This window comes from Comamonas sp. (assembly GCF_009360615.1).
Classification (GTDB): domain Bacteria; phylum Pseudomonadota; class Gammaproteobacteria; order Burkholderiales; family Burkholderiaceae_C; genus Comamonas.
This window is the reverse complement of record NZ_SPEY01000086.1, coordinates 27,326-52,414: the sequence shown is the minus strand read 5'-3', so window position 1 is coordinate 52,414 and position 25,089 is coordinate 27,326. Positions and strand designations below refer to the sequence as shown.

Here is a 25,089-nt window from a genome sequence, read left to right as displayed (position 1 = left end):
TCAACAAAAAAAGCCGCGGCCATTCGATCGCAGGCTGCGGCTCAGATCAGGGATCTGGAGACCCAATATACCCGCAACACATTGCGGGCGGACACATGCCGTCTCTGTGCTGTTCGTTGCGCTAAGACTGCACATGTCCCAGCAGCGCGGCATGCCTGTGCAGGGCTTCGCGCACCAGAGGCCTCAACTGCGCAGCCTCGCACGGCTCGTTCAAGGCAGCCAGAATGCGAAGCCGCATGCGCGGCTCCCAGAACTTCAGAATATGCTGGGCCACACCGTCCAGAGCCTCTTCATGCTCGGGCATGGCCTCGAAGAACTCGGCGATGCGATTGGCCATGCGGATCAGGTTGCTCGCATCCATCAGCGACCTCCCGCTTCGAGCTGAGCCACGGCGAGATGACGGAGCTGCTGGTCGTTGAAACGCCGGTAGCCCTGCTGCCAGCTTGAAGGCTGCGCCACAGGCAGCACCTGCACGGCCGTCACCTTGTACTCGGGGCAGTTGGTGGCCCAGTCCGAACTGTCGGTGGTGATCACATTCGCGCCAGACTCGGGAAAATGGAAGGTGGTGTAGACCACCCCCGGCTGTATGCGCTCGGTCACCGTGGCACGCAACACCGTCTGGCCGGAGCGGCTTTCAATGCCCACCCAGTCTCCCTCGCGGATGCCTCTGTCCTGTGCGTCATGCGGATGGATCTCGAGCCGGTCCTCGCCGTGCCACAGGCTGTTGGCCGTGCGACGCGTCTGCGCGCCCACGTTGTACTGCGAGAGGATGCGCCCCGTGGTCAGCAGCAGCGGAAAGCGCTGCGTGACCTTTTCGTCGGTGGCTACGTACTGGGTGATGACGAAGCGTCCCTTGCCACGCACAAACTTGTCCTGGTGCATGATGGCCGTCCCCGCCTCTTCGGTGCCTTCGTTGCAGGGCCACTGCACGCTGCCCAGACGCTCGATCTTCTCGTAGCTCACACCCGCAAAGGTGGGGGTCAGCGCCGCAATCTCGGCCATGATTTCGCGCGGGTGACCATAATTCATGGGGTAGCCCAGCGCATTGGACAGGAGCTGCGTCACCTCCCAGTCGGCATAGCCCGCCAGCGGCTGCATGAGCCGGGTCACGCGCGAGATGCGCCGCTCGGCGTTGGTGAACGTGCCATCCTTTTCCATGAAGGACGATCCGGGCAGGAATACGTGGGCGTACTTGGCGGTTTCGTTGAGGAAAATGTCCTGCACCACGACGCATTCCATGGCCGACAGCGCTGCCGTCACATGCTGTGTGTTGGGGTCCGACTGCACAATGTCCTCGCCCTCGCAGTACAGTCCCATGAAGCTGCCTTCCAGCGCAGCCTCGAACATATTGGGAATGCGCAGGCCCGGCTCGGGATTCAGCGTCACCCCCCAGGCACCCTCAAACTCAGCGCGAGTGATGCTGTCGGAGATATGGCGATAGCCCGGCAGCTCATGCGGAAAGCTGCCCATGTCGCAGGAGCCCTGGACATTGTTCTGCCCGCGCAAGGGATTCACGCCCACGCCTTCGCGGCCCACATTGCCCGTGGCCATGGCCAGATTGGCAATGCCCATGACCATGGTCGAGCCCTGCGCATGCTCGGTCACACCCAGGCCGTAATAGATGGCGGAGTTCACTGGACGGCCTGCGGGATGATCCGCCGCCCCGCGTGCGTACAGCCGCGCAGCACCGCGCACCAGCTCCGGTGCCACGCCGGTGATTTCGGCCGTGGCCTCGGGCGAGTTCTCCGGCCTGGCAACAAACTCCTTCCATTGTGCAAAGGACTTGGCGTCACAACGCTCGTCAATATAGGAGTCGGCCAGCCAGCCCTCGGTGACGATCACATGGGCCAGCGCCGTGATCATGGCCACATTGGTTCCAGGCTTGAGCTGGAGGTGGTAGTCGGCCTTGACATGGGGCGATTTGACGAGCTCGATCTCGCGCGGGTCGATCACGATCAAGCCGGCGCGTGCTTGCCGGGCGTCCCCACGCCGGGCGTCGCCACGCAGGCGCTTTTTCATGCGCGAGCCGAACACCGGGTGCGCCGCCGTGGGATTGGCGCCGATCACCATGATCACATCGGAGTGCTCCACCGACTTGAAGGTCTGCGTGCCCGCCGACGTACCATAGGTCTGACCCAGCCCATAACCGGTGGGCGAGTGGCATACGCGCGCACAGGTATCGACATTGTTGTTTCCGAAGGCGGCGCGGATGAGCTTCTGCACCAGATAGGTTTCCTCGTTGGTGCAGCGCGACGAGGTGATGCCGCCGACCGAATCCCTGCCATGCCTGGCCTGGATGCGGCGGAACTCCCCGGCCGCATGGGCTATGGCCTCCTCCCAGCTCACTTCGCGCCAGGGGTCCGTGATCTTCGCTCGGATCATGGGTTGGGTGATGCGATCCTTGTGCGTGGCATAGCCCCAGGCAAAGCGCCCCTTGACGCAGGCATGGCCTTCGTTGGCCTTGCCGTCCTTCCACGGCACCATGCGCACCACCTGATCGCCCTTCATCTCGGCCTTGAATCCGCAACCCACGCCGCAGTAGGCGCAGGTGGTGATCTCGCTGTGCTCTCCCTGGCCCAGCTCGACCACGGTCTTCTCCTGCAAGGTGGCCGTGGGGCAGGCCTGTACGCAGGCGCCGCAGCTCACGCAGTCGCTGGCCATGAAGCTGTCGCCCTGGCCTGCCGTGATGCGCGACTCGAAACCGCGTCCGGTGATCGTCAGCGCAAACGTGCCTTGCGTCTCCTCGCAGGCACGCACACAGCGGTTGCAGACAATGCACTTGCTGGGGTCGTAGTTGAAATAGGGATTCGAGACATCGACCTCGGCCCGGGCTTCCCCCTTGAAGTGGTTGGCTCCCTCCATGCCGTAACGCACCTCGCGCAGGCCGACCACTCCGGCCATGTCCTGCAGCTCGCAATCCCCGTTGGACGAGCATGTCAGGCAATCGAGCGGGTGGTCGGAAATGTAGAGCTCCATCACGCCCTTGCGCAGCTCCTGCAGCTGAGGACTCTGGGTGCGAACCTTCATGCCCGCTTCGGCAGGCGTGGTGCAGGACGCAGGAAAGCCCTTGCGTCCCTCGATCTGCACCAGACACAGCCGGCAGGAGCCAAAGGGCTCCAGCGAATCCGTCGCACAGAGCTTGGGCACCTTGATGCCGCCATCGACGGCAGCGCGCATCAGCGATGTGCCCTTGGGCACGGTGACCTCGCGGCCGTCGATATGCAGCGTGACCCGTTCCTCGGACAGGCTGGCAGGCGTTCCGCAATCGGTGTTCTTCAGATGTTCCAGCATGGCTCTCTCCTCAGGCGGGGTTCACGGTCTGCACGGGCTCGATACCGAAATCGGCCGGATAGTGCTGCAACGCAGAGCGCACCGGATAGGGCGTCATGCCGCCCATGGCGCACAGGCTGCCATGCTGCATGGTCTCGCACAGGCTCTCGAGCAGCACCACATTGGCCGCACGTTCGGCGCCGTCCTGACGTCTGATGCGGTCAATCACCTCCACTCCCCGCGTGGAGCCGATGCGGCAGGGCGTGCATTTGCCGCAGGACTCGATGGCGCAGAACTCCATGGCATAACGCGCCAGCAGTGCCATGTCGGCGCTGTCGTCATGCACGACCAGTCCACCATGGCCGATCACGTTGCCCTTTGCGGCATACGCTTCGTAATCCAGTGGCTCATGCCAGTCCCCGGGCGCCACATAGCTGCCCAGCGGACCGCCCACCTGGATCGCCTTGACGGGACGGCCGCTGGCCGTGCCGCCGCCGAAGTCCTGCACCAGCTCTTGCAGCGTGAGTCCGAAGGCCTTTTCCACCAGGCCGCCTCGCGCAATATTGCCCGCCAACTGGAACGGCAGGGTTCCGCGAGAGCGGCCCACGCCAAAATCCTGATAGAAGGCCGCCCCCCTGGCCATGATGATGGGCACGGTCGCCAGCGTGATCACATTGTTGATGACCGTGGGCTTGCCGAACAGGCCCTCGATCGCAGGCAGAGGCGGCTTGGCACGCACAATGCCGCGCCGGCCTTCGATGCTCTCCAGCATGGCGGTCTCTTCGCCGCAGACATAGCTGCCCGCCCCCTTGCGCACCTGCAGATCGAACGCCTTGCCGCTGCCGGCCACATTCCCACCGAGCCAGCCTGCGGCACCGGCACGCGCAATGGCCTCGTTCAGCACCGCAATTGCATGCGGATATTCGCTGCGCACATAGATGTAGCCCTGCGTCGCCCCGACGGCCAGTGCAGCGATCGCCATGCCCTCGATCAGGCAGAACGGGTCGCCTTCCATGAGAAGGCGATCGGCGAATGTCCCCGAATCGCCTTCGTCGGCATTGCAGGCGATGTATTTCTGCGGCCCTGGTGCAGCCGCCACGGTCTTCCATTTGATGCCCGCCGGAAATGCCGCCCCGCCCCGACCGCGCAGGCCGGAGTCCAGCACCTGCTGGACGATGGCTTCGGGCGCCAAGGCTGCAGCCGCCCTGAGGCCCTGCCAGCCGCCATGCGCCTCATAGTCCCGCAGGCTCAGCGGATCGATGATGCCCACGCGCGCAAACGTCAGGCGCTCCTGCCGGGCCAGATAGGGCATGTGTTCGGTGAGCCCATGGCATAGCACATGGGGCTGGCCCTGCAACAGGCCGGCATCCAGCAGCCCCGGTACGTCGGCAGCCTGGACCGGTCCGTAGGCCACGCGGCCCTGCGCCGTCTCGACCTCGACCAGGGTCTCCAGCCACAGCAAGCCGCGCGATCCGTTGCGCACCAGCTCCACCGGCAGGCCACGCGCCGCGCACTCGCGCTGCAGCGCCTCGGCCACCGCTTCCGCGCCCACGGCCAGGGCCGCTGCATCTCGCGGCACATAGATACGCGCGGCAGCGATAGCTTCATTTTCGATAGCTACCCGCGTTTTATCCGCCTTGGTTTCAAGCTGTTCTTGCTGTATTTCTGCCAGCAAGGCGTCGAGCCGGCCCTCGGTCATCCGTGCATGGACTTCGCTCTCGTCGACCATCACGGCCGGCGACTGGGCGCACAGCCCCAGGCAGTAGACAGGCTCCAGCGTCACGCTGCCATCGGCGCTCGTGTCATGGGCCTGGCAGCCCAGTGTCGTTTGCGCATGGGCGAACAGTGCATCGGCACCGCGCGACTTGCAGGCTTCGGCCCGGCAGACCTGGATCAGCGTCCTGCCATGCGGCTGCTCGCGCAAATGCGGGTAATAGCTGACCACGCCATGGACCTCGGCACGCGACAGACTCAGGGCCTCGGCAATCTGGGGAATGGCGGCACGCGGTATGTAGCCCAGCGCATTTTGCACAGCGTGAAGCAGCTCGATCAGGGAGCCGGGTTGCGGTGCATGGTCGGCAATGGCGCGCTCGACGGCTTCGTGCTCACGGGCACCGGGTGCGGTGCCGACACTGGCGGCACCGGCGACGGCGATGGGAATGATCTTCCCTTGAATGGCTGGCATGGATGTCCCAACTGGCTTTCGTTGTGGAAGCGGCGCGGTCCGATCCGCAGGCGCTCTGTCTCGTCTGCCATTTCAAGCCCTGTCCGGCATGTCGTCAAATTCATATTCCTGATTGCGCCATTCAAGCCGCAAATGAGCACAAAGCCCACGCCCGTCTGCCTGCACGCCCTGATCCATCGCCCCTGACGCCGGTGCTGTCGTGATGGAGTACTGCCGCGTCTCGCAGGCATGCCTGGCTTGTCCCAGATCACGGTGGCTGGCGTGATTTTTGGTAAGCTCAGGCGCACCATGATTCATCCGCCATCAGCCATGACGTCACAGGATGGCTATCACTTTTCGGACCAGATCGGCCACCTGCTAAGGCGCGTCTATCAACGGCATGCGGCGCTTTTTCAGCAGTACATACCCGACTCTCAGCTCACGGCGGCACAGTTCGTGGTGCTGTGCTCGGTGCGCGACAACCGGGGCAGCTCGCTGGCCGACATCGTGAAGGCCACGGTGATCGACCAGGCTACCATTCGCGGCGTGGTGGACCGGCTCAAGCAGCGCGAACTGGTGCAGGTGGACCATGACCGCATCGACCGGCGCAAGGTCGTCATCAACCTCACGCAGGCCGGCCAGGACCTGGTGCGCGACATGGAACCCTTCGCCAAGCAGATCACCGAAAGCACCTACGGCAAGCTCAATCCGGCCGAGCGCCTGGCGCTGGATTTTCTGCTCAAGAAGATGCTGGAAGGTGGCGAGGCGGATTGAGCCGTTGCAGCCTCCCCAAAAAAACAAAGGCCAGAAGGAAAAATCCTTCTGGCCTTTTTGCTGAGCCGACCTTTCAGTCAGCTCAGGCCGTCATCAATCCAGCGCCCGGTTGCGCGATTCCACATCCACGGCCCAGATCGACAGCGCACCGCCCACCAGCATGGCAGACAGCACCGCCAGGGCCCAGGTGAAGTGTGTGGCCATGATGGGCGCGATGATGGCCGGGGCAAACAGGCCGCCGAAGCGCGCCACGGCACCTGCCATGCCCATGCCGCTGGCGCGCAGGTCGGTCGGGTAGACCTCCGGCGTGAAGGCATACAGCGCACCCCAGGTGCCCAGCAGAGAGAAGCTCATCAGCAGCGTCGATCCGATCACCACGAACGGCGACGATCCCAGGCTGTAAAGCATGCAGCCCACGGCACTGAGCAACAGAAAGCCGATCAGCGTGGGCTTGCGGCCCCAGCGCTCCACGCCATAGGCCGACAGCGCAAAGCCGGGCAATTGCACCAGCGCCAGCACCACCAGGAAGACCTGGCCGCGCATGAAGGCAAAGCCTTCGCTGCTGAGCTTGACGGGAAGGTAGACGAAGACGCCGTAGTAGGCAATGGAGATCAGCGCCCAGGCCAGGAACAGCGAGACACTGCGACGTCGCAGGTCTTGCGAGAACAGTGCGAGCAGGGACTTGCGCTCCTGCTTCTCGGGCTGCAGGGCCGGGATGTCGGACGAGGCTCCGTTGACCTTGGCCACCCGTTGCAGCACCTTGCGCGCCTCTTCGGACTTGCCGTTACGGTTCAGGTACATGGGAGATTCGGGGATGTAGAAACGCAGCACCACGCCGATCAGCGCCGGCAGTCCGGTCACGAAGAAGATCACGCGCCAGGCATCGTCGCCCCAGTTGACGGCCACCAGCGCCAAAATGGCCAGGAAGATCGTACCCACGGCCCAGAACGACTCCAGCAGCACCAGCCAGCGGCCTCGCCGGTCGCTGGGCAGGAACTCGGCCATCATGGTGTAGTCCACGGGCAGCGTGCCTCCCACGCCGATGCCCGTGATGAAGCGAAGCACCAGCAGCCAGGCAAACTCGGGCGCAAAGGCCGAAGCCACTCCCGCAAAGGCATCGATCACCACGGCCATCATCAGCACCGGGCGGCGCCCTATGCGATCGGCCAGTCTGCCGAAGACGAAGGCACCGATCAGCATGCCGATGAAGAAGAAGGTGCCGGTCTGCAGCGCCTCGGGCACGGTCTTGCCGAAGGTCTTGGCAATGGATGGCGCGCTGAAACCAATCGACAGCACCTGCATGGCATCCGCCAGCCAGACCAGGCCGAAGATCACGAACAGCCGGTACTGGAACTTGCCCACACCCGCAGTCTGGATGCCTTTTTCCACTGAAATGTATGTAGATGACATGCAGGGACTCCTTTTTTAGTCATCGCAATTGTTGAATCTGTCTTTCTTGCAAGCACCGCCATTCGGCCCCGGCCTATTCGCGCAGTGCTCTCCACCCATCGCACATCCAGAACGACACAGCCCCTCGGCGCCATGTCCATGGACCGATGAGAAAGGTTCAGGATGTCGGTATCTGCATCCGGGCGGAGGGCACATTCCACACAGTCGGCCTTTCGAGAGCTTCGTGCGTGCTGTCCATCCCCCGTCCCCGGCATCAGATGTATGGACCCCGCCCCTGGAAGCCCTCCAGAGCCAGAGATCCCTGTCCGCGGCATCGCCCATGCCGCCGCCCGTTGTCGCCCCTAGGGCGCATGCGCCTGCATCCGCGCGCGCAGCCGGTTAATCCTCTTCGTATCGTCTGGCCAAGCTTTTTCCTCCGGTGCAAATCGTTCACGCAAATATCCGAGCAGGTCCGCAATCTGCCTGTCGTCCAGGCTGTCCCTGAAGCCGGGCATGTAACCCAGGGCATCGTCGGCTGGAGCCTGGATGCCGTTCAGAATGACCTGGAGCAGGTTGTCCGGACTGGCGGCATGCAGGCTGGTGTTCAGGTCCAGCAGCGGCTTGACGCCGAACAACGTAGGCCCGCTGCCTGCCTCGTGGCAGGCCGCACAGGCGTTCTGGTAGATGCGCTCGCCAGCGATATGGCGCTGCAGACGCCTGGCGGACGCGGGCGCCACGGCAGTCAATGGAGCGAGGGGGGCTGCCTGGGCCGGTCCATCATTGACTGCCACGGGATGCGCATCCCGTGCAGCCGGGCCCGGCTGCGCCATCAGATAGGTGGCCATGGCGCGCACATCGGATTCGGGCAACTGGGCCAGGCCATGGATGACGGGTGCCATGGGCCCCGCCGCCACGCCGTGGCGGGCCGAGAAGCCTGTGCGCAGGTACTGGTAAAGCTCCTCGCGGCTCCAGGGGCGCTTGCCGGCACCGAGCTGGTTGAGCGCGGGTGCGGTCCAGCCTTCGGCCTCGCCGCCGCCCAGATAGTGAATGCCCTTTCTTTCGGCACCCAGCGCATTGCGCGGCGAGTGGCAGGCTGCGCAATGGCCCGCACCCTCGACCAGATATGCGCCCCGGTTCCATTCGGCACTGCGCGCGGGGTCGGCCTTGAAAGGCGTGGCATCGTGGAAAAGCAGGTTCCAGCCGGCCATGGCCGGGCGCAGGTTGTAGGGAAAGGCCAGTTGCGTCTCGGGGGCCCTGGCCGTCACGGCGGGCTGGGACATCAGGTAGCCATACAGGGCCTGCAGGTCGCTCTCGCTGAGCTTGGCGAACGCCGTATAAGGGAATGCCGGATACAGCTGGCGTCCATCCTGGTGAACGCCGTGGCGCATGGCCCGCTCGAAGGCCGCGTAGGACCAGCGGCCGATGCCGGTTTCGTTGTCGGGCGTGATGTTGGTGGAATAGATGGTGCCGAACGGAGTCTCCAGACCCAGGCCTCCTGCATTGGAGGCCCCACCCGGTGCCGTGTGGCAGACCACGCAATCCCCTGCGGCGGCCACCAGGCGGCCGCGCTCCAGGGCCTGGGGCGAGTAGAGGGAGACATCGGGCCCGTCTGTCAGCGGAAGGGCCGGCTTCAGTGGCCAGGCCATGGCAGCCATCCCGGCAAGTCCTGCAACGCCTGCAGCCAGCCAGCCCCATCCGCGACCGGGTTTTGCGTCGCGGGACTTGCCCACGCCCTCGCCCGACAACGCCAGGCGCAATCGCTCGGGCTGAAAGGGTACTTCGCGCAGGCGCACGCCTGTCGCATGGTGAATGGCGTTGGCAATGGCGGCTGCGGCGGGCAGCGTGGCCACGCCGTCCAGCGCCAGGTCGCCCTGGCGGATGGGTGCGGCATCGCCTTGCACCTGCTGCGCCAGGTCGGAGTCTGGCCTGGCGATCACACCGCAAGCACCGACGGAGCCGGAGGCTCCCCCCCAGTCGTCGAAGGCGGGAGCCGATCCCAGCAGCCGGCGCGCATCGGCCAGCAGGTGCGGGTCCTGCTGCAGGATCTCGGGCCGCGCGCTGGCGGCCTGCGCAGGCTGCAGGCTGCGGCTGTCATGACCGGCCACCACGCGGGTCACTTCGATCTCGCCGGTGAGGGGATGCACCGCCACTTCGGCCACCCAGGCGCTCCAGGCATGGAGGCAGTCGCCCTGCGCATCGAGGGTCTGCAACTGGGCAACGGCAAAGCCCTGGCCCAGCAGACGTCCATCGGCGCTCTGGCGGGACGGCGCCTGCTGCGATGCCTGTGCCTGCTCGGCCACCTGCCGCGCGAGATCGCGCACCGGGCCTTCGGGCAGGTTTTGCAGACGCCACTGCAGCGGGTCACGTCCCTGCACCAGGGCCTGCTCATGCCAATGGCTTTCACAGGCAAATACCTGGGCGGCATTCAGATCATCGACAGCGGCATGGCGCAGGCCTGACAGTGGCTTGCGCTCCCGCACCTGACCGGCATCGAGCACGGTGGCCTGGGCGGCGGCGCGCGCCATCCCGGGCTGGCTCAGCAAACGCGCCATGCTGGGGCGCACGGCCCAGGGGAATTCGGACAGCAGCACGTCGGACTGCGCCAGCGCCTGACCTGCATGGGCCTGCATCGACGTGCCGGCTTCCTGTGCCTGCGAAGGCTGTGCATCCATGCGCAGCACCAGATCGCGACAGTCCGCAGCGTCGATCACCGCGGTCTCGCAGGCCACGCTGACAGGCCGGCCCACGGCAAGGGACAACAGGGCCGCATCGGCAGCCGCATCCATGAGATCCAGCGCGTGCACCGTGCATGCCGCCGTGGCAGGGAGACTCCACAGCCGCAGCGCGGACTCGGGGCATTGCAGCAGTGCGGCCAGCTCGCGGCCGATCATGTGGCGCACACCGACGTCACAGGCCGGAAGCCAGACGCTGGCATGGCCGTCGAGGCACCAGGCGGCGACACGCGCAGCACCAGCGGACCCTGCGCCCGCACCCGCCATGCGCCAGACATAGCGACCGGTCTCGGACGACTCGGGGCGGCGAGAGACGGAGCGTTCCGACAAGGCTCCGTGACCGCCCTGCCAGTCAGGCGCCAGACCGGCCACGGCCTGCCGCGCATGCACGGGTGCCACGGCCACCACGCCCAGAAAATGTTCGCGCTGCACGGCGGCCACCACTCCGGCCATGGCCTGTGCCTGCTCCAGCCGGGCCCGCGTGGGCACGCTGCCCTGGTAGCGCAAGCCGTCCCAGGCCGCGACGGGCGGGCGCAGCGCCAGGCCGTGCAGCAGGTCGGAAGGCAGGGCGGGGGTATTGCCGGCCGGGCTCATGGCTGGACCTCGCCCGCGCTGGAAGATGGAAAACCGGAGGGTGCCTGCAGTGCGGCGGCTTGCGCCCGCAGCTGCACGGCGCGCAGGGCGGCCTGCATGATTTCCACATGCGTGCCGCATCGGCACAGGTTGTGGTGCAGCTCGTTGCGCAGATCCTGTTCCGAAGGATTCGGGTTGCGCCGCAGCAGGGCCTCCACCGTCATGATCATGCCGTTGAGGCAGTAGCCGCACTGGGCTGCCTGGCAGTCGATGAAGGCCTGCTGCGTGGGACCCGGGCACTGGCGCGAGCCCAGACCTTCCAGCGTGGTCACTTCGCGACCCACAACCGCCTTCACGGGAATCACGCAGGAACGCGCGGCCACGCCATCGATGAGCACCGTGCAGGCACCGCACTCGCCCAGGCCGCAGCCGTACTTGGGCCCGTTCAGCTCCAGATCATTGCGCAGCACATGCAGCAGCGCCGTCCCTGGAGCAGCCGGCACCTCGCATGCGCGAGCGTTGACCTGCAGGGGAATACGGTGGGTAAGACTGCTTGAGTGGACGGGGATTTCCATGGGACGAGGCTCTTGCAACTGCGGTTCAGGATGTCGGCGTTCTGCAGCCGGACAGGAGAGGGAGTTTCCCCTGTCCGGCTGGGCTGCGAGTATCAGGCAGCAGCCCTGACCTTGGGCTCGACCAGGGGCACGTTGAACACGTCATAGCCAAAGCACCAGGACGGATCTTCATTGGTTCGCAGCCAGGTGTTGTCGTGCGAGATGCGCTGCACCTTGCTGGCCCGTTCGGCACGGTTGGCCTCATACAGCGCGAAGGCCAGTTCATGGTTGTGCGCGCCGACTTCCTTGAGACAGCGCGCCAGCATGGCACCGTCCTCGATGGCCATGGCCGCGCCCTGGGCCATGTGGGGCTTCATGGGGTGGCAGGCGTCACCCAGCAGCACCAGGCGGCCACGGCTCCACAGGGGCAGCGGATCGCGCTCCAGCAGCGACCACTTGGTCACTTCCACGGTGGCATCGATCAATGCCTGAACCGTCGGGTGCCAGCCCGAGAAGGCCTCGCGCATCTCTTCCTTGCTGCTGGGCAGCCAGCGGTCGCCCAGATCCCACTTCTCGACGGGAACGCCGGTCACGTAGTACAGCTCGTCGGCCTTGCCCGTGACGAAATAGGTCATCATGTGGCGGTCGTCGCTCCACCACTTCACGCAGGCGTCGAAGGGCAACATGCCGGCCTTGACCTCCGGCGTGGGGAATACGGCGCGGTGGGCCAGGTAGCCTGCGTACTTGGGCAGCTCGGGGCCCAGGAGCTCTTCGCGGATGCGGGAGTTCACGCCATCGGCACCGATGACGATGTCGGCCTCTTCGGTCGTGCCGTCGGCGAAGTGCATGACCACCACATTGCCCCGATCCTCGACCTGGGTGAGGTATTTGCCGTAGGCCATCACGCTGTCTGGCAAGGCCTCGATCAGCAGCGCATGGAAGTCGCCGCGGTGCACGGTCAGATAGCTGGCCCCGTATTCCTTGACGGCGTAGTCGCCCAGGGGGATCCGGGCCAGCACGTCGCCCGTCTGCCAGTGGCGGCTGTACCAGCAGTCGGGGTGGGAGCCCTGCTCGTTAAGCGCGTCCTCGATGCCGATGCGGCGCAGGATCTTCATCACATTGGGACCGACGTGAATGCCCGCCCCCAGGCGGGAGAAGCTGGGCGCCTGCTCATAGACGCGGACATTGAAGCCTTCCTGGAGCAGCAGCTTGGCAGCAGCAGCCCCGCCGAGACCAGCACCGACAACGGCGATTCGAGGGGATTGAGACACAGTTTTTCTCCTTGCAGGAATGTTGAAAGCCAGACGAGGCAACCGTTGCTTCGGCGCGTCCATACAGGGTCTACAGCAGGAACCGTGCCAGGCAACAAAACGCCCAATTCAGGTGTATGCACTTGAATTTCCCATAATCACATATGCACCACAGTGCGGCAGATTAAATTGAAATTCACCATTTTTGGTGCAATTTCCGCACCAAATAAGTACAAACACCGAGAAAATTCTCATTTGCAAGAAGGCACGTCTTTTGCAAGAATAAAGCGTACACACTCAGTTGATTCTGATCAAAAACCCTCAAAACCCTGCAAAGGCAAGCCATGACCCACACATTCCGCATCGGCCAGATCGTCCCCAGCTCCAACACCACCATGGAGACCGAAGTACCGGCCATGCTGCAGGCCCACTCCACGCTGCGTCCGCAAGACCGCTTCACCTTCCACTCCAGCCGCATGCGCATGAAGAAGGTGCAAAAGGAAGAGCTGGCCGCGATGGACGCCGAAAGCGACCGCTGTGCGCTGGAGCTGAGCGACGCACGCGTGGACGTGCTGGGCTACGCCTGCCTGGTAGCCATCATGGCCATGGGCAAGGGCTATCACCGCGTCTCGCAGCAGCGCCTGACCGAGCGCACGGCCAGCAACGGTGCCACGGCCCCGGTGATCACCAGTGCCGGCGCGCTGGTGGAGGCGCTCAAGGTGATGGGTGCCAAGAAGATCGCCCTGGTGGCGCCCTACATGATTCCGCTGACCCGGCTGGTCATGGACTACGTGGCCGCCGAAGGCTTCGAGATCGTGGACTGGCGCGCGCTGGAAATCCCCGACAACCTGGATGTGGGCCGCCACGATCCTGCCAAGCTGCCCGGCATCGTGGCCGGCATGAACTACGCCGACGCCGACGTGATCGTGCTGTCGGCCTGCGTGCAGATGCCCTCGCTGCCGGCCGTGGCCCAGGTCGAGGCCCAGACCGGCAAGCCCGTGCTGACCGCCTCCATCGCCACCACCTATGCCATCCTCAAGGAACTGGGGCTGGACCCCGTGGTGCCGGGCGCGGGCGCGCTGCTGTCGGGCGCCTACCCCTACGACAGCCGCAACATTGCGGCCAAGGCCTGAGGAACACACGCATGACCCGCCACTCCAGCCCCCCCAGCACATTCCGCTACGGCGGCAACGTCCACGCCAACGGCATCCGCCAGCACTACCTGCGCTACGGCGGCACCGAGGGCGAACGCGCGCAGCGCGACGCCGTCATCCTGATTCCCGGCATTACCAGCCCAGCCGTGACCTGGGGCTTCGTGGCCGAGCAGTTGGGCTTCCAGTTCGACACCTATGTGCTCGACGTGCGCGGGCGCGGCCTCTCATCCTCCGGCCCCGGCCTGGACTACAGCCTCGATGCCCAGGCGGCCGACGTGACCGCCTTCGCCCAGGCGCTAGGCCTTCAGCGCTGGGCGCTGATCGGCCACTCCATGGGCGGGCGCATTGCCGTGCGCGCTGCGCGCAGCCAGCCGGCCGGGCTCACGCGCCTGGTCATCGTCGATCCACCGGTGTCCGGCCCGGGCCGCCGCGCCTACCCGGCCGCCCTGCCCTGGTATGTGGACTCCATCCGCCAGGCCACGCTGGGCATGGATGCGGAGGCCATGCGTGCCTTCTGCCCCACCTGGACCGAAGAGCAGCGCCAGTTGCGCGCCCAATGGCTGCACACCTGCCACGAGCCGGCCATCGTGCAGAGCTTCGAGGACTTCGGCCGCGACGACATCCATGCCGACCTGCCCCACATCCCGCACCCGCTGCTGCTGGTCACTGCCGAGCGCGGCGACGTGGTACGCGGCGAGGACGTGGCCGAGTGGCAGGGCCTGGCACCCCAGACCGAGCACGTGCGCGTGCCCGGTGCCGGCCACATGATTCCCTGGGACAACGAGGCCGGGTTCTATGAGGCCCTGGGCGATTTCCTGGGTGCACGGGTGGACTGAATGCCCACTCGCCGCCTCCCCCCTTTCATCGCGACACCAAGGAGCCGACCATGTCCGTCAGCGATATCGATCTGATCCACGCCTGGAAGCAGGTGCTTACGCTGTCCCGTCTCGAAGCCGGCCAGACCGTCACCGTGCTCACAGGCGCCGACACACACCCGCAGACGCTGCGCTGCGCCATCGCCGCCTCCAGTGAGATGGGCGCGCGCGTCAATCGCCTGGACCTGCCGCCCGTCAACGCCGAAAAATCCCTGAGCCGCGACTCGCTGGCCTACCTGGGCACGACGCCGCTGACCGGCAACCCCGCCGCCATCGCCGCGCTCAAGGCCAGCGACCTGGTACTGGACCTGATGACCTTGCTGTTCTCGCCGGAGCAGCACGAGATCCTGCAGACCGGCACCAAGATCCTGCTGGCCGTGGAGCCGCCCGAGGTGCTGTGCCGACTGGTGCCCACCGAGGGCGACCGCGCACGCGTGCAGGCCGCGTCCAGGTTGATCGAGGCCGCCAGCCAGATGCACATCACCTCGACCGCGGGAACCGACCTGCGCTGCCGGATCGGCAGCTTCCCGGCCATCTGCGAATACGGCTTCGTGGACCGGCCCGGCCGCTGGGACCACTGGCCCAGCGGCTTCGTGCTGACCTGGCCCGACGAAGGCGAGAGCAACGGCCGCGTGGTGCTGGACCGGGGCGACATCCTCCTGCCCATGAAGGACTACGTGACCGACCCCATCGAGCTCGTCATCGAGAAGGGCTATGTCACGCGCATCCACGGCGGCCTGCAGGCCGACATCCTCAAGGAGTACATGGCCTCCTACGAAGATCCCGAGGCCTATGCCGTGTCCCACATCGGCTGGGGGCTGCAGCCGCGCGCCCACTGGTCCATGCTGGCCCACTACGACAAGGAAACGCACATCGGCATGGACGCCCGCGCCTTCGAGGGCAACTTCCTGTGGTCCATGGGCCCCAACAACGAGGCCGGCGGCAGCCGCACCACGGCCTGCCACATCGACATTCCCATGCGCCACTGCACGGTGGCACTGGACGACAAGCCCACAGTCATCCACGGCGTGGTGCAGGACGAAGAAGGACTGGCGCGCGCCGCCAAACGGTCCAAGCCAGGAAAGGACATCGCATGACAACCACCACCTTGCCGGCCACCGGCGCCCAGAGCATCCCGACCGGGGGTGCGCAGGGAGACATCTCCGCCTATGCACGCCAGGGCTTCGGCACGCCGCTGCCGCTGAAGGCACCGTTCGGCCTGCTCATCATCGACTTCGTCAACGGCTTCGCCGACCCGGCCGTCTTCGGCGGCGGCAACATCCCCGAGGCGATCGCGCAGACGCAGCACCTGCTGGCCCATGCGCGCGAGCGCGGCTGGCCCGTGGCGCACAGCCGAATCGTTTTCTCCGACGATGACGCCGACCACAACATCTTCTGCCTGAAGGTGCCCGGCATGCTGACCCTCAAGGAAGACAGCCCTGCCAGCGCCATCGTGCCCCAGCTGGCGCCGGCCCCGGGCGAATATGTGGTGCGCAAGAGCACGCCATCGGCCTTCTTCGGCACCATGCTCGCGCCCTGGCTGGCCCAGCGCGGCGTGCAGACCCTGGTGGTGGCCGGTTGCGTCACCAGCGGCTGCGTGCGCGCCAGCGTGGTCGATGCCATGCAGTCGGGCTTTCGCCCGCTGGTAGTGGCCGACTGCTGCGGCGACCGCGCACTGGGCCCGCACGAAGCCAACCTGTTCGACATGGCACAGAAGTATGCCGCCGTGATGCCGCTTTGCCAGGCCCTCTCCGAAACCGACGTCCCGGCAAACTGACCTCCCCCTGAGTGGCCTTGCCGCATCCTCCAGAGGGGGACGGTGCCCTCGGTGCGAGGCGGTGCGGCCGGCATAGGCCCTTCCTCGGTGCCTCCCGCTCAAGGCCCTGCGTGATCTTGCGCAGCCGCCCTCGCTGGCACCGTGGATTTGCAAACCGCGCTAAACCGTCGCTCTCGGCACGCCCGCATGTCCCACATTCGCTCTTATGACCCTGCCCCAGCCCCAAACCCAGCACACACAGCTGCTCACGCGCGCCGACACCCTGCTCGTGGTGCGCCAGCCGGTGGCACCGCCGCGCCCCGCTCCCGGCCAGCCCGGCACGGCCACCGACTATGTGCAGTCCACCCCCGAAATCTTCGTCGCCGTGCTGGCCGACGAAGATGCCCCGCTGGGCTGGCGCGCCCTGGCCTTCAATGGACATGTGGATCTGGGCACGGGCATCCGCACGGCGCTGGCGCAGATCGTGGCGGAGGAGCTCGAAGTGCCGCTGGAGCACCTGGACATGGTGCTGGGCCACACGGCCGCCGCCCCTAACCAGGGGCCGACCATTGCCAGCGCCAGCATCCAGATCTCGGCCATTCCGCTGCGACGCGCCGCCGCCCAGGCGCGCGAGCAGTTGCTGGCAATGGCCGCGCAGCGATGGAGCGCGAGGGCGGACCAACTCCGGGCAAGCGACGGCATTGTGCGCTTTGCCGACGGCAGCGATGCCCGCCAAATCGGCTATGGAGAGCTGCTGCGAGGCAAGCAACTGCAGCTGCAACTGGCCCCACCCGAGCAGGAGGTCAAGCTCAAGCCTGCGAGCGACTACCGGCTGGTGGGCCAGGGCGCGGCACGCATGGACATTCCCGCCAAGGCCACGGGCGAACTCAGCTTTGTCCATGATGTGCGCGTGCCCGGCATGCGCCATGGCCGCGTGATCCGCCCGCCGCATCCGGGCCGCGACAGCGGCGACTTCATCGGTCGCTGCCTGGTGTCCGTGGACCGGGACTCCGTGGCCCACCTGCCCGGCAAGGTGCAGGTGGTGATCGAGGGCGACTTCGTCGGCGTGGTCGCCGATCGCGAAGAGCAGGCCATTGCCGCCATGCGCGCACTACGCGTGCACTGGAGGGCCGTGCCCGCCGCGCCCGATCTGTCCGACCTGACCGCTGCCATCCGCACCCATCCCGCCCGGCACCGCGCACTGGTGGATCAGGGGCCCGTGGATGACGCCTTTGCCGGCGCGGCCACCCGGCTGCACCGCAGCTATGTCTGGCCCTACCAGATGCATGCCTCCATTGGCCCCTCCTGCGCCGTGGCCGATTTCAACGAGGATCGGCTCAAGCTCTGGGCCGGCACGCAGAACCCACACATGCTGCGCACCGACCTGGACCGGCTGCTGCAACTGGGCGAAGAGCGCATCGAGATCGTGCGCCTGGAAGCCGCAGGCTGCTATGGACGGAACTGTGCCGACGATGTCTGCGCCGACGCCGCCCTGCTGTCCATGGCCGTGGGCGCCCCCGTGCGCGTGCAGCTCACGCGCGAGCAGGAACACCAGTGGGAGCCCAAGGGCACGGCCCAGCTCATGGACGTGAGCGCGGCCATCGACGCCCGGGGTGCGCTGCTGGCCTATGACTTTGACGTACGCTACCCCTCCAACGACGCGCCGCTGCTGGCCCTGCTGCTCACCGGCCGCTTGCCAGGCCAGCCACGCACACTGGAGATGGGCGACCGCACGGCCGTGCCGCCCTACCGCTATGCCCATCAGCGCATCGCCTGTCATGACATGGCACCCATCGTGCGCGCGTCCTGGCTGCGCGGCGTCTCGGCCCTGCCCAATTCCTTCGCCCACGACTGCATGATCGACGAGCTGGCCCATGCGGCCGAAGCCGATCCCGTGGACTACCGTGTTCGCCACCTGGACGATCCACGCGCCGTCGAACTGATCCACGCCACGGCCCGCCATGCGCACTGGCAGCCAGGGCATTGCGGGAGCCGGGGCCAACCCGATGCCGACGGGCTGCTGCACGGCCGCGGCGTGGCCTATGCGCGCTACATCCACAGCCGCTTTCCCGGCTTCGGCGCGGCCTGGGCCGCCTGGGTCATCGACATCACCGTGGATCCCGCCAGCGGGCGCATTGCCGTGCAACAGGTGGTCGTGGGCCAGGACACGGGAATGATGGTCAACCCCGACGGCGTGCGCCACCAGATCCACGGCAACGTCATACAGACGCTGAGCCGAAGCCTGATGGAAAAGGTGGCCTTCAGCGACCATGGCGTGGCCAGCCGCGAATGGGGCGGCTACCCCATCATCGGGTTCCGCGACCTGCCGGTCATCGAAGTGGTGCTGATGCCGCGCCAGGAGGAGCCGCCCCTGGGTGCAGGAGAATCGGCCTCGGTGCCAGGACCTGCGGCCCTGGCCAATGCCTTGTTCGATGCCACGGGCCGGCGCTTCTATGCAGCCCCGTTCACACCCGATGCGGTGCGCGCCGTGCTGAATGCCACGTCCCCGGTCGGTCAGCCGAACCAACCCGCCTGAACAGGCTCATTCCTTCAGCGCACCGGCATGGCGCAGGCACTGCACGCGCCACTCGGCATCGTCCTGCAGCTCCAGCGCGGCCAGCAGAGCCCGCGTGGGTGCCATCCCCTGCTGGGTCATGAAGCCTATGGGCGTGAGCAACTCGGGCGATCGCAGCGGCCGCGCAATGAGGCCCGGCATGTGGCGCACGGTGGCCACCATCGCGCCGGGCAGCACGGTGACCATGGCGCCTCCCCCCCCGGGGGTGCTTTCGGCCACGGCCATGACCAGGCTCAGCACGGAATTCGTTTCCATGGCGGGCTGGACTTCGCGCTGCACGGCGGCAAAGGCCTCGTCGATCACCGTGCGGTTGTGCATGTCGGGCGTGAGCAGACACAGCGGCAGCGCTGCCACCTCGCCCCAGCCGATGTCGGCCCCAAAGGCAAAAGGACGGCTGTCGCACTGCGCATCCCGACACAGCAGATAGTAGTGCTCCTGGTACTGCAACCAGGACTGCAGGCGCGGACCGCGCGCCGGCAGCCGGGCACAGTAGCCCAGAGCCAGATCCAGTGACAGATCCTCGAGCCCGGTTTCTATCTCGGCCGAACTCATGGACAGCACCACGGGCGTGATGCCGGGGTGGCGCTGGCGCAGCATGGCGGCAAAGCGCGTGAGCATGGGAATCGCCGTAGGCACGGCAGCCATGCGCAGCAGCCCTTTGAGCCGGCCCGCTGCGGCACTCAGATCCTGCCTCAGCGCCTCCTCGGCCCTGAGCATGGACAGCGCCGTGGCCAGCACCTGCTCGCCCTCCGGAGTCAGCCCGCCAAACAGGCGACCGCGCCTGACGATGACGGCACCGAACTCATCCTCCAGCGCCTTGATCGCATTGGACAGCGCAGGCTGCGTGATATGGCAGGCCTGCGCCGCCCTTGCGAAATGGCGGTGCTCATTGAGCGCCACCAGATAACGCATGGAGGTCAGAAGGTTCATCAGGTATTGCTGCTAACCGTGATGGTGGGGAACTTGCTGGAGAAGTCCTTGGCCTTGAGAGCCACCTTCACCGCCAGATCGCGCGCCACCTTTTTGTAGACCTGGGCGGCTTCGCTCTCGGGCTCGGCCACCACCGTGGGCCTGCCGCTGTCGGCCTGCAGGCGGATCTGCAGCGACAGGGGCAACGCCCCCAGATAGTCGATGTTCTGCTCGCCAGCCATCTTCTTGCCCCCGTCTGCGCCAAAGATATGCTCGACATGGCCGCAGTTGGTGCAGACATGGACAGCCATGTTTTCCACCAGGCCGAGAATCGGGACGCCGACCTTCTCGAACATCTGAATGCCCTTCTTGGCATCGATCAGGGCAATGTCCTGGGGCGTGGTCACCACCACGGCACCCGTCATGGGCACGCGCTGGGACAGCGTCAGCTGGATGTCACCGGTTCCGGGCGGCATGTCGACCAGCAGATAGTCCAGATCCTTCCAGTTGGTCTGGCGCAGCATCTGCTCCAGCGCCTGGGTGGCCATGGGGCCGCGCCAGATCATGGCCTGGTCGTTGTTGACCAGCAGACCGATGGACATGACCTGGACGCCATGGTTCTCCAGGGGCTCCATGGTCTTGCCGTCATGGCTTTCAGGCTTGCCTGAAACACCCATCATCATGGGCTGACTGGGGCCGTAGATGTCGGCATCCAGAATCCCGACCCGGGCACCTTCGGCGGCCAGCGCCAGCGCCAGATTGGCCGTGGTCGTGCTCTTGCCCACGCCGCCCTTGCCGGAGGAGATGGCGATGATGTTCTTCACACCCGGCAGCAGCTGCACGCCGCGCTGCACGGCATGCGAGGCCACCTTGGTGACGATGTTGACCGAGACATTGCCCACGCCGGCCACCGTCCTGGCCGCAGCGATGAACTGGCTGCGCAGTGCAGGATGCAGACTGCTGGCGGGATAGCCCATCTCCACGTCGAACGAGACATCGTCACCGGCAATCTGCAGATTGCGCAGGCCGCGCGTGCTCACAAAGTCCTTGCCAGTGTGCGGATCAAGCACCGTGGCCAGCGCGCTCAGAAGCGCTTGTTCTGTAACAGCCATTGGATTTAGTTTTCCAGAGGTTTCTTCGATGACGGATAGTCTAGCGAAGCTGTCCAACCCCTGTGCACAGGAGACAATGCAGGCCTTTGCCCAAGATTTGAGAGACAGCCCGTGAAATTGAAGATGGCCGAAAATTCCCTGTTCGCAGTCCTGATACGCTCGCGCTGGTGGATCAGCTTTGCGATCTGCGCTGCCGTGGTGCTGGTGTCGCTGGCGGTGTTCCCCAAGGACATCTCGCCCTTTGCGGCCCTGGGGGCTTTTCCGTTCTTCATCGTGGGCTGCATCGCCTGTTACAAGCAGCTGCGGGCCCCCAGCCCGGCCAGGCTGGAGCAGATCCAGCAGGTGATCGCCGAGCAGTCCTGGGCAGACTTCAGCGCCCAGCTTCAGACGGCCTGGCAGGCCGAAGGCTATGAGATTCAGCGCCTGGACCAGGCCGGTGCCGATCTGCTGCTGACGCGCAACGGTCAGACCAGCGTGGTCGGTGCGCGCCGATGGAAAGCCGCAGCCCATGGCGTGGAGCCGCTGCGCGAGCTGCAGGCCGCGCAAACCCGGCTCAACGCCGACCTCGGCGTTTACGTGGCTCTGCAGCCTCTGGGCGAGAATGCCGCCAGCTGGGCCGCGCGGCATCAGCTCGTGGTGCTGGATGCCAAGTCCGTCGCCACGCTGATTGCCAAGACCCCGAAAAAGAGCTGACGGTCGCCGCCTGTCGCCAGGGCTGTACCGGTCCGCTCGATGGTGCGGCCCACCTACCGCCCTCGGCACAATCCGGGCACACTGCGGCCATGGCGGCAGAGCAGTTCTCACCCACCTTCCCTCCCAGTCTTGCCGACACAGACCGGCAGGCCCCCGCAGCCCCCAGCTCCAGCTTCGGGCAGACCGGCCTGCTGCTCAGCGGTGGCGGCGCCCGGGCCGCCTACCAGGTCGGCGTGCTCGCTGCCATTGCCGAGCTGCGCCGCGCCCGGGGTCTTCAGCATGGCCCCAACCCCTTCCCCGTGCTCGCGGGCACGTCGGCTGGTGCCATCAATGTCGCGGCCCTGGCCTGCCATGCCGATGCCTTTGACAGCGCCGTGCGGCGCATGCTCCATGTCTGGAGCCACATGCATACCGAGCAGATCTACAGGGCCGACTCGCTCAGCGTGCTGCGTAGCGGCGCACGCTGGCTGACGCTGCTGTCGCTGGGCTGGGCACTGGCCCGCTGGAGCCGCATGCGACCGCGTTCGCTGCTCGACAACACGCCGCTCAAAAACCTGATGAACAGCGGCCTCATGCCTTTCGAGCGCATTCCACAGCTGATCGCCGACGGGCATCTGCACGCCCTGGCCGTCACGGCATCGAGCTACAGCAGCGGCCAGCACATCACGTTCTTCCAGACCCGCGAGGCCCTGAGCCCCTGGATACGTGACCAGCGCAAGGCCGTTCAGACCCGGCTCACGGCCGATCACCTCCTGGCTTCCTCGGCCCTGCCCTTCATCTTTCCGGCCATGCCGCTGGCCATCGACGGGCATCTCGAGCATTTCGGCGACGGCTCCATGCGCCAGACCGCGCCTCTGGCACCGGCCATTCATCTGGGCGCCAGCAAGTTGCTGGTGGTCGGCGCCGGCAGGCGCCACGAGCCCCTGGGCAGCCAGCCCCAGGCCGATGCCAGCTATCCCACACTGGCCCAGGTGGCCGGGCACGCGCTGTCCAGCATCTTCCTGGACACGCTGGCCGTGGACATTGAGCGCGCCGAGCGCATCAATCACACACTGAGCCTCATCTCGCCGGCCGAGCGCATCCACAGCCGGCTGCGCCCCGTCGAGGTGCTGGCCATCACCCCCAGCGAGCGCATCGACGATATCGCCACCCGCCATATCGACAAATTGCCGATGCCGGTGCGCACCCTGCTGGCCACGCTGGGCGTGCGAGCCGGCACCGGCAACCCCATGCGAGACGGCGCGCTGGCCAGCTACCTGCTATTTGAGCAGGGCTACACCCGCGAACTGATAGCACTGGGCCGCACGGACACGCTGGCTCGAAGAGAGGAGCTCTGCCGCTTCCTGGGCTGGCCACCTTGATGTAACAAATGTTAATGATGAAAAAGGAGCCGGTTCCATGATGCATGAGACACTTTGCTTGACCTTCATCATCTTTATTGCCACTGCCTAGTGATTCCAATTCCACAGCCTGTCCGCGCCTCCAAATCGCTCAAGCTCTCGCTGATCCTGCCTTTTGTCGCCCTGATTGCGCTGTTGACCTCGGCCCTGGGCATGCTCTGGTACTGGACCGGCAGCAACGCGGTGTCCGCCTTGTCCGAGCAGGTGATGCAAGAGAAGGCCGAACGTATCGCGCTGACCGTGGACCGGCATCTGTATCCGTCCAGCGCAGTGCTGGAGGCCGCATTTCCCAGCGGCCAGTCCGTGCCTGCCGACATCCGCGGCCACATCCCGGCCCTGATCTCCCGGTTGTGGGTGGCCAGCTCGCTGCACACCCGACCCAACGACTATGTCTACTACGCCAATGTCGCAGGGCAGGGGATTGCCCTCAAGCGCCTGGCACCGGAGCTGGGACAACTGCGCCTGAAGACCCAGGCCGGAGAGCACCGCAGCTACTTCAGGCTTACCGGAATGCATGCCGAGCCGGTCTATGAATCCACCGAGACCCACCTGTTCGAGCCGCGCCAGCGCCCCTGGTTCAAGCTTGCGGCAGAGTCGGCCGAAGTCATCTGGACTCCTGCCTATATCGACTTCAGCGCCAAGGACCTGGTGCTGACACGCGCCCGCCGCATTCTTTCCGGCAAGGGCCGTCTCGAGGGGGTGGTAGCCACCGATATTTCGCTGCGCGCTCTCAACGAATTCGTCAGCCAGTTGCACCTTAGCGAGCATGGCCGCGCCTTCATCATCGAGGCCGACGGCTCCCTGATCGCCGCCACCGGCATGCCCAACATCCGACGGCGCGAAGACGGCCAGCTCGAGCGCTTGACCGCCGCCAACAGCCAGGACCCGCTGATCCAGGCCGTGTACGACCGCATCCAGAGCGCATTTCATGCCCCCACGTCCGGTGCGGCGCCGGGCACGGCCCTGCTGGAAGATGCCGTGCACCGCAATACTCGCATCGCCTACCGTCGCCTGAGCCTGGACTCCGGCCAGGACTGGATGGCCGTGGTGGCCGTGCCGCACAGGGACATGCTGACCGGCGTGTACCGTCACATGGTGCTGGTGGGCAGCCTGGGACTGCTGGCACTGCTTGTGGCTGTCGTCATCGGAACCCGTATCTTCGGTGCCGTGGCCAACGACATGCGCTCGCTGACCCGCGCCGTGCGCAGCGTGGGCCAGGGCGAGATCGACACGCCCATCGACGTGCAGCGCCGCGACGAAATTGGCGAGCTGGCCCACAATTTCCACCGCATGCGCCACAGCCTGTTCACCGATCCGCTGACTGGCGCCAGCAACCGCAGCGCGCTGCAGCATATTCTGGCCACGCTCACCCGCCCCCTTCCCGGCCAGAGCATGGCCGCCCCGTTCGCCCTGTTGTTCGTGGACCTGGACCGCTTCAAGCCGCTCAATGACCGCTGGGGCCATGACAACGGCGACCTGGCACTGGCCGAGATCAGCCTGCGCCTGCGCAACCTGCTGCGCCCCGACGATGTCGTGGCACGCCTGGGCGGCGACGAATTCATCCTCATCCTGCGCGGCGTCAGCGACGAGGCGCAGGTACAGGCCGTGCGCCTGAAGATCGAGCATGCGCTGCTGCAGCCACTGACCTCGCTCCAGGGCGTTCCCGAGGGCGAGACCGTGACCGTGGGTGCGTCGGTCGGCCAGGCCCTGTACCCCAGAGATGCCCAGGATGCGCAAAGCCTGCTCAAGGTCGCCGATCAGGACATGTACCGCAACAAAACTCCTTCGGTGCGATGAGGCGTGCCTCGCCTGATCGCTATGAATACAAAAGCTTCAATCGACTTTCAATCATAGATTTCAAATTGATTTCATTTTGGAATCCAAATTATTCATGCGATTACAGCTATGA

The 25,089-nt window shown here is 65.9% G+C and carries 18 protein-coding genes; 9 read left to right on the top strand and 9 right to left on the bottom strand.

Annotated elements, in window-relative coordinates; genetic code table 11:
* Window positions 1-121 precede the first annotated feature (121 nt).
* The 3 genes from E2583_RS20300 to E2583_RS20290 are packed head-to-tail and all read right to left on the bottom strand — an operon-like array spanning window position 122 to window position 5,455.
* Window positions 122-361 (bottom strand): formate dehydrogenase subunit delta, encoded by a 240-nt coding sequence (locus E2583_RS20300; protein WP_291598060.1) that lies wholly within the window; start codon window positions 359-361, stop codon window positions 122-124.
* The gene (gene fdhF, locus E2583_RS20295) at window positions 361-3,291 is read right to left on the bottom strand and encodes a formate dehydrogenase subunit alpha (RefSeq protein ID WP_291598059.1); all 2,931 of its coding nucleotides are present in this window, start codon (window positions 3,289-3,291) and stop codon (window positions 361-363) included. The genes E2583_RS20300 and fdhF overlap by 1 nt, the downstream gene beginning before the upstream one ends.
* A gap of 10 nt (window positions 3,292-3,301) precedes the next feature.
* Window positions 3,302-5,455, bottom strand: coding sequence for a formate dehydrogenase subunit gamma (locus E2583_RS20290; protein WP_291598058.1), 2,154 nt, complete (start codon window positions 5,453-5,455; stop codon window positions 3,302-3,304).
* Window positions 5,456-5,764: 309 nt separating this feature from the next.
* Between E2583_RS20290 and E2583_RS20285 the strand changes: the two genes are divergently transcribed.
* Entirely contained in the window at window positions 5,765-6,208 is a 444-nt protein-coding gene (locus E2583_RS20285; RefSeq protein ID WP_291598114.1) for a MarR family transcriptional regulator, read from the top strand.
* Window positions 6,209-6,301: 93 nt separating this feature from the next.
* Here the strand turns inward: E2583_RS20285 and E2583_RS20280 are convergent, their stop codons facing one another.
* The 4 genes from E2583_RS20280 to E2583_RS20265 all read right to left on the bottom strand — a co-directional run bounded on the left by E2583_RS20280 (window position 6,302) and on the right by E2583_RS20265 (window position 12,727).
* The gene (locus E2583_RS20280; RefSeq protein WP_291598057.1) at window positions 6,302-7,618 is read right to left on the bottom strand and encodes an MFS transporter; all 1,317 of its coding nucleotides are present in this window, start codon (window positions 7,616-7,618) and stop codon (window positions 6,302-6,304) included.
* A gap of 341 nt (window positions 7,619-7,959) precedes the next feature.
* Window positions 7,960-10,923, bottom strand: a complete 2,964-nt coding sequence (locus E2583_RS20275) for a c-type cytochrome (RefSeq protein WP_291598056.1) — start codon at window positions 10,921-10,923, stop codon at window positions 7,960-7,962.
* Entirely contained in the window at window positions 10,920-11,477 is a 558-nt protein-coding gene (locus tag E2583_RS20270; RefSeq protein ID WP_291598055.1) for a (2Fe-2S)-binding protein, read from the bottom strand. Before E2583_RS20270 ends, E2583_RS20275 begins: the two co-directional genes overlap by 4 nt.
* A gap of 92 nt (window positions 11,478-11,569) precedes the next feature.
* The gene (locus E2583_RS20265; RefSeq protein ID WP_291598054.1) at window positions 11,570-12,727 is read right to left on the bottom strand and encodes an FAD-dependent monooxygenase; all 1,158 of its coding nucleotides are present in this window, start codon (window positions 12,725-12,727) and stop codon (window positions 11,570-11,572) included.
* A 323-nt stretch (window positions 12,728-13,050) separates the two neighbouring features.
* Here E2583_RS20265 and E2583_RS20260 point away from each other — a divergent pair, with 323 nt between their 5' ends.
* From E2583_RS20260 to E2583_RS20240, 5 genes are all read left to right on the top strand, one after another.
* On the top strand, window positions 13,051-13,839 hold the full coding sequence (locus E2583_RS20260; protein WP_291598053.1) for an Asp/Glu racemase: 789 nt from the start codon (window positions 13,051-13,053) through the stop codon (window positions 13,837-13,839).
* An 11-nt stretch (window positions 13,840-13,850) separates the two neighbouring features.
* Window positions 13,851-14,696 (top strand): alpha/beta hydrolase, encoded by an 846-nt coding sequence (locus tag E2583_RS20255; protein ID WP_291598052.1) that lies wholly within the window; start codon window positions 13,851-13,853, stop codon window positions 14,694-14,696.
* A gap of 50 nt (window positions 14,697-14,746) precedes the next feature.
* Entirely contained in the window at window positions 14,747-15,832 is a 1,086-nt protein-coding gene (locus E2583_RS20250) for a 2,5-dihydroxypyridine 5,6-dioxygenase (RefSeq protein WP_291598051.1), read from the top strand.
* On the top strand, window positions 15,829-16,512 hold the full coding sequence (locus E2583_RS20245; protein ID WP_291598050.1) for an N-carbamoylsarcosine amidohydrolase: 684 nt from the start codon (window positions 15,829-15,831) through the stop codon (window positions 16,510-16,512). The genes E2583_RS20250 and E2583_RS20245 overlap by 4 nt, the downstream gene beginning before the upstream one ends.
* Before the next feature lie 205 nt (window positions 16,513-16,717).
* Entirely contained in the window at window positions 16,718-19,027 is a 2,310-nt protein-coding gene (locus tag E2583_RS20240) for a molybdopterin cofactor-binding domain-containing protein (protein WP_291598049.1), read from the top strand.
* 6 nt (window positions 19,028-19,033) lie between these two features.
* Here E2583_RS20240 and E2583_RS20235 read toward each other — a convergent pair whose 3' ends face one another.
* Window positions 19,034-19,996 carry a LysR family transcriptional regulator gene (locus E2583_RS20235; RefSeq protein ID WP_291598048.1) on the bottom strand — a complete coding sequence of 321 codons (963 nt, stop codon included), beginning with the start codon at window positions 19,994-19,996 and terminating at the stop codon, window positions 19,034-19,036.
* Entirely contained in the window at window positions 19,996-21,087 is a 1,092-nt protein-coding gene (gene apbC, locus E2583_RS20230; protein ID WP_291598047.1) for an iron-sulfur cluster carrier protein ApbC, read from the bottom strand. The genes E2583_RS20235 and apbC overlap by 1 nt, the downstream gene beginning before the upstream one ends.
* A gap of 123 nt (window positions 21,088-21,210) precedes the next feature.
* On the opposite strand from apbC, the gene E2583_RS20225 reads away from it, so the two are divergent.
* From E2583_RS20225 to E2583_RS20215, 3 genes are all read left to right on the top strand, one after another.
* Complete coding sequence (locus E2583_RS20225; protein WP_291598046.1) at window positions 21,211-21,780, top strand: restriction endonuclease; 570 nt, start codon at window positions 21,211-21,213, stop codon at window positions 21,778-21,780.
* 89 nt (window positions 21,781-21,869) lie between these two features.
* Entirely contained in the window at window positions 21,870-23,141 is a 1,272-nt protein-coding gene (locus E2583_RS20220; RefSeq protein WP_291598044.1) for a patatin-like phospholipase family protein, read from the top strand.
* Between the two features lie 90 nt (window positions 23,142-23,231).
* On the top strand, window positions 23,232-24,977 hold the full coding sequence (locus E2583_RS20215; RefSeq protein WP_291598042.1) for a diguanylate cyclase: 1,746 nt from the start codon (window positions 23,232-23,234) through the stop codon (window positions 24,975-24,977).
* Window positions 24,978-25,089 lie beyond the last annotated feature (112 nt).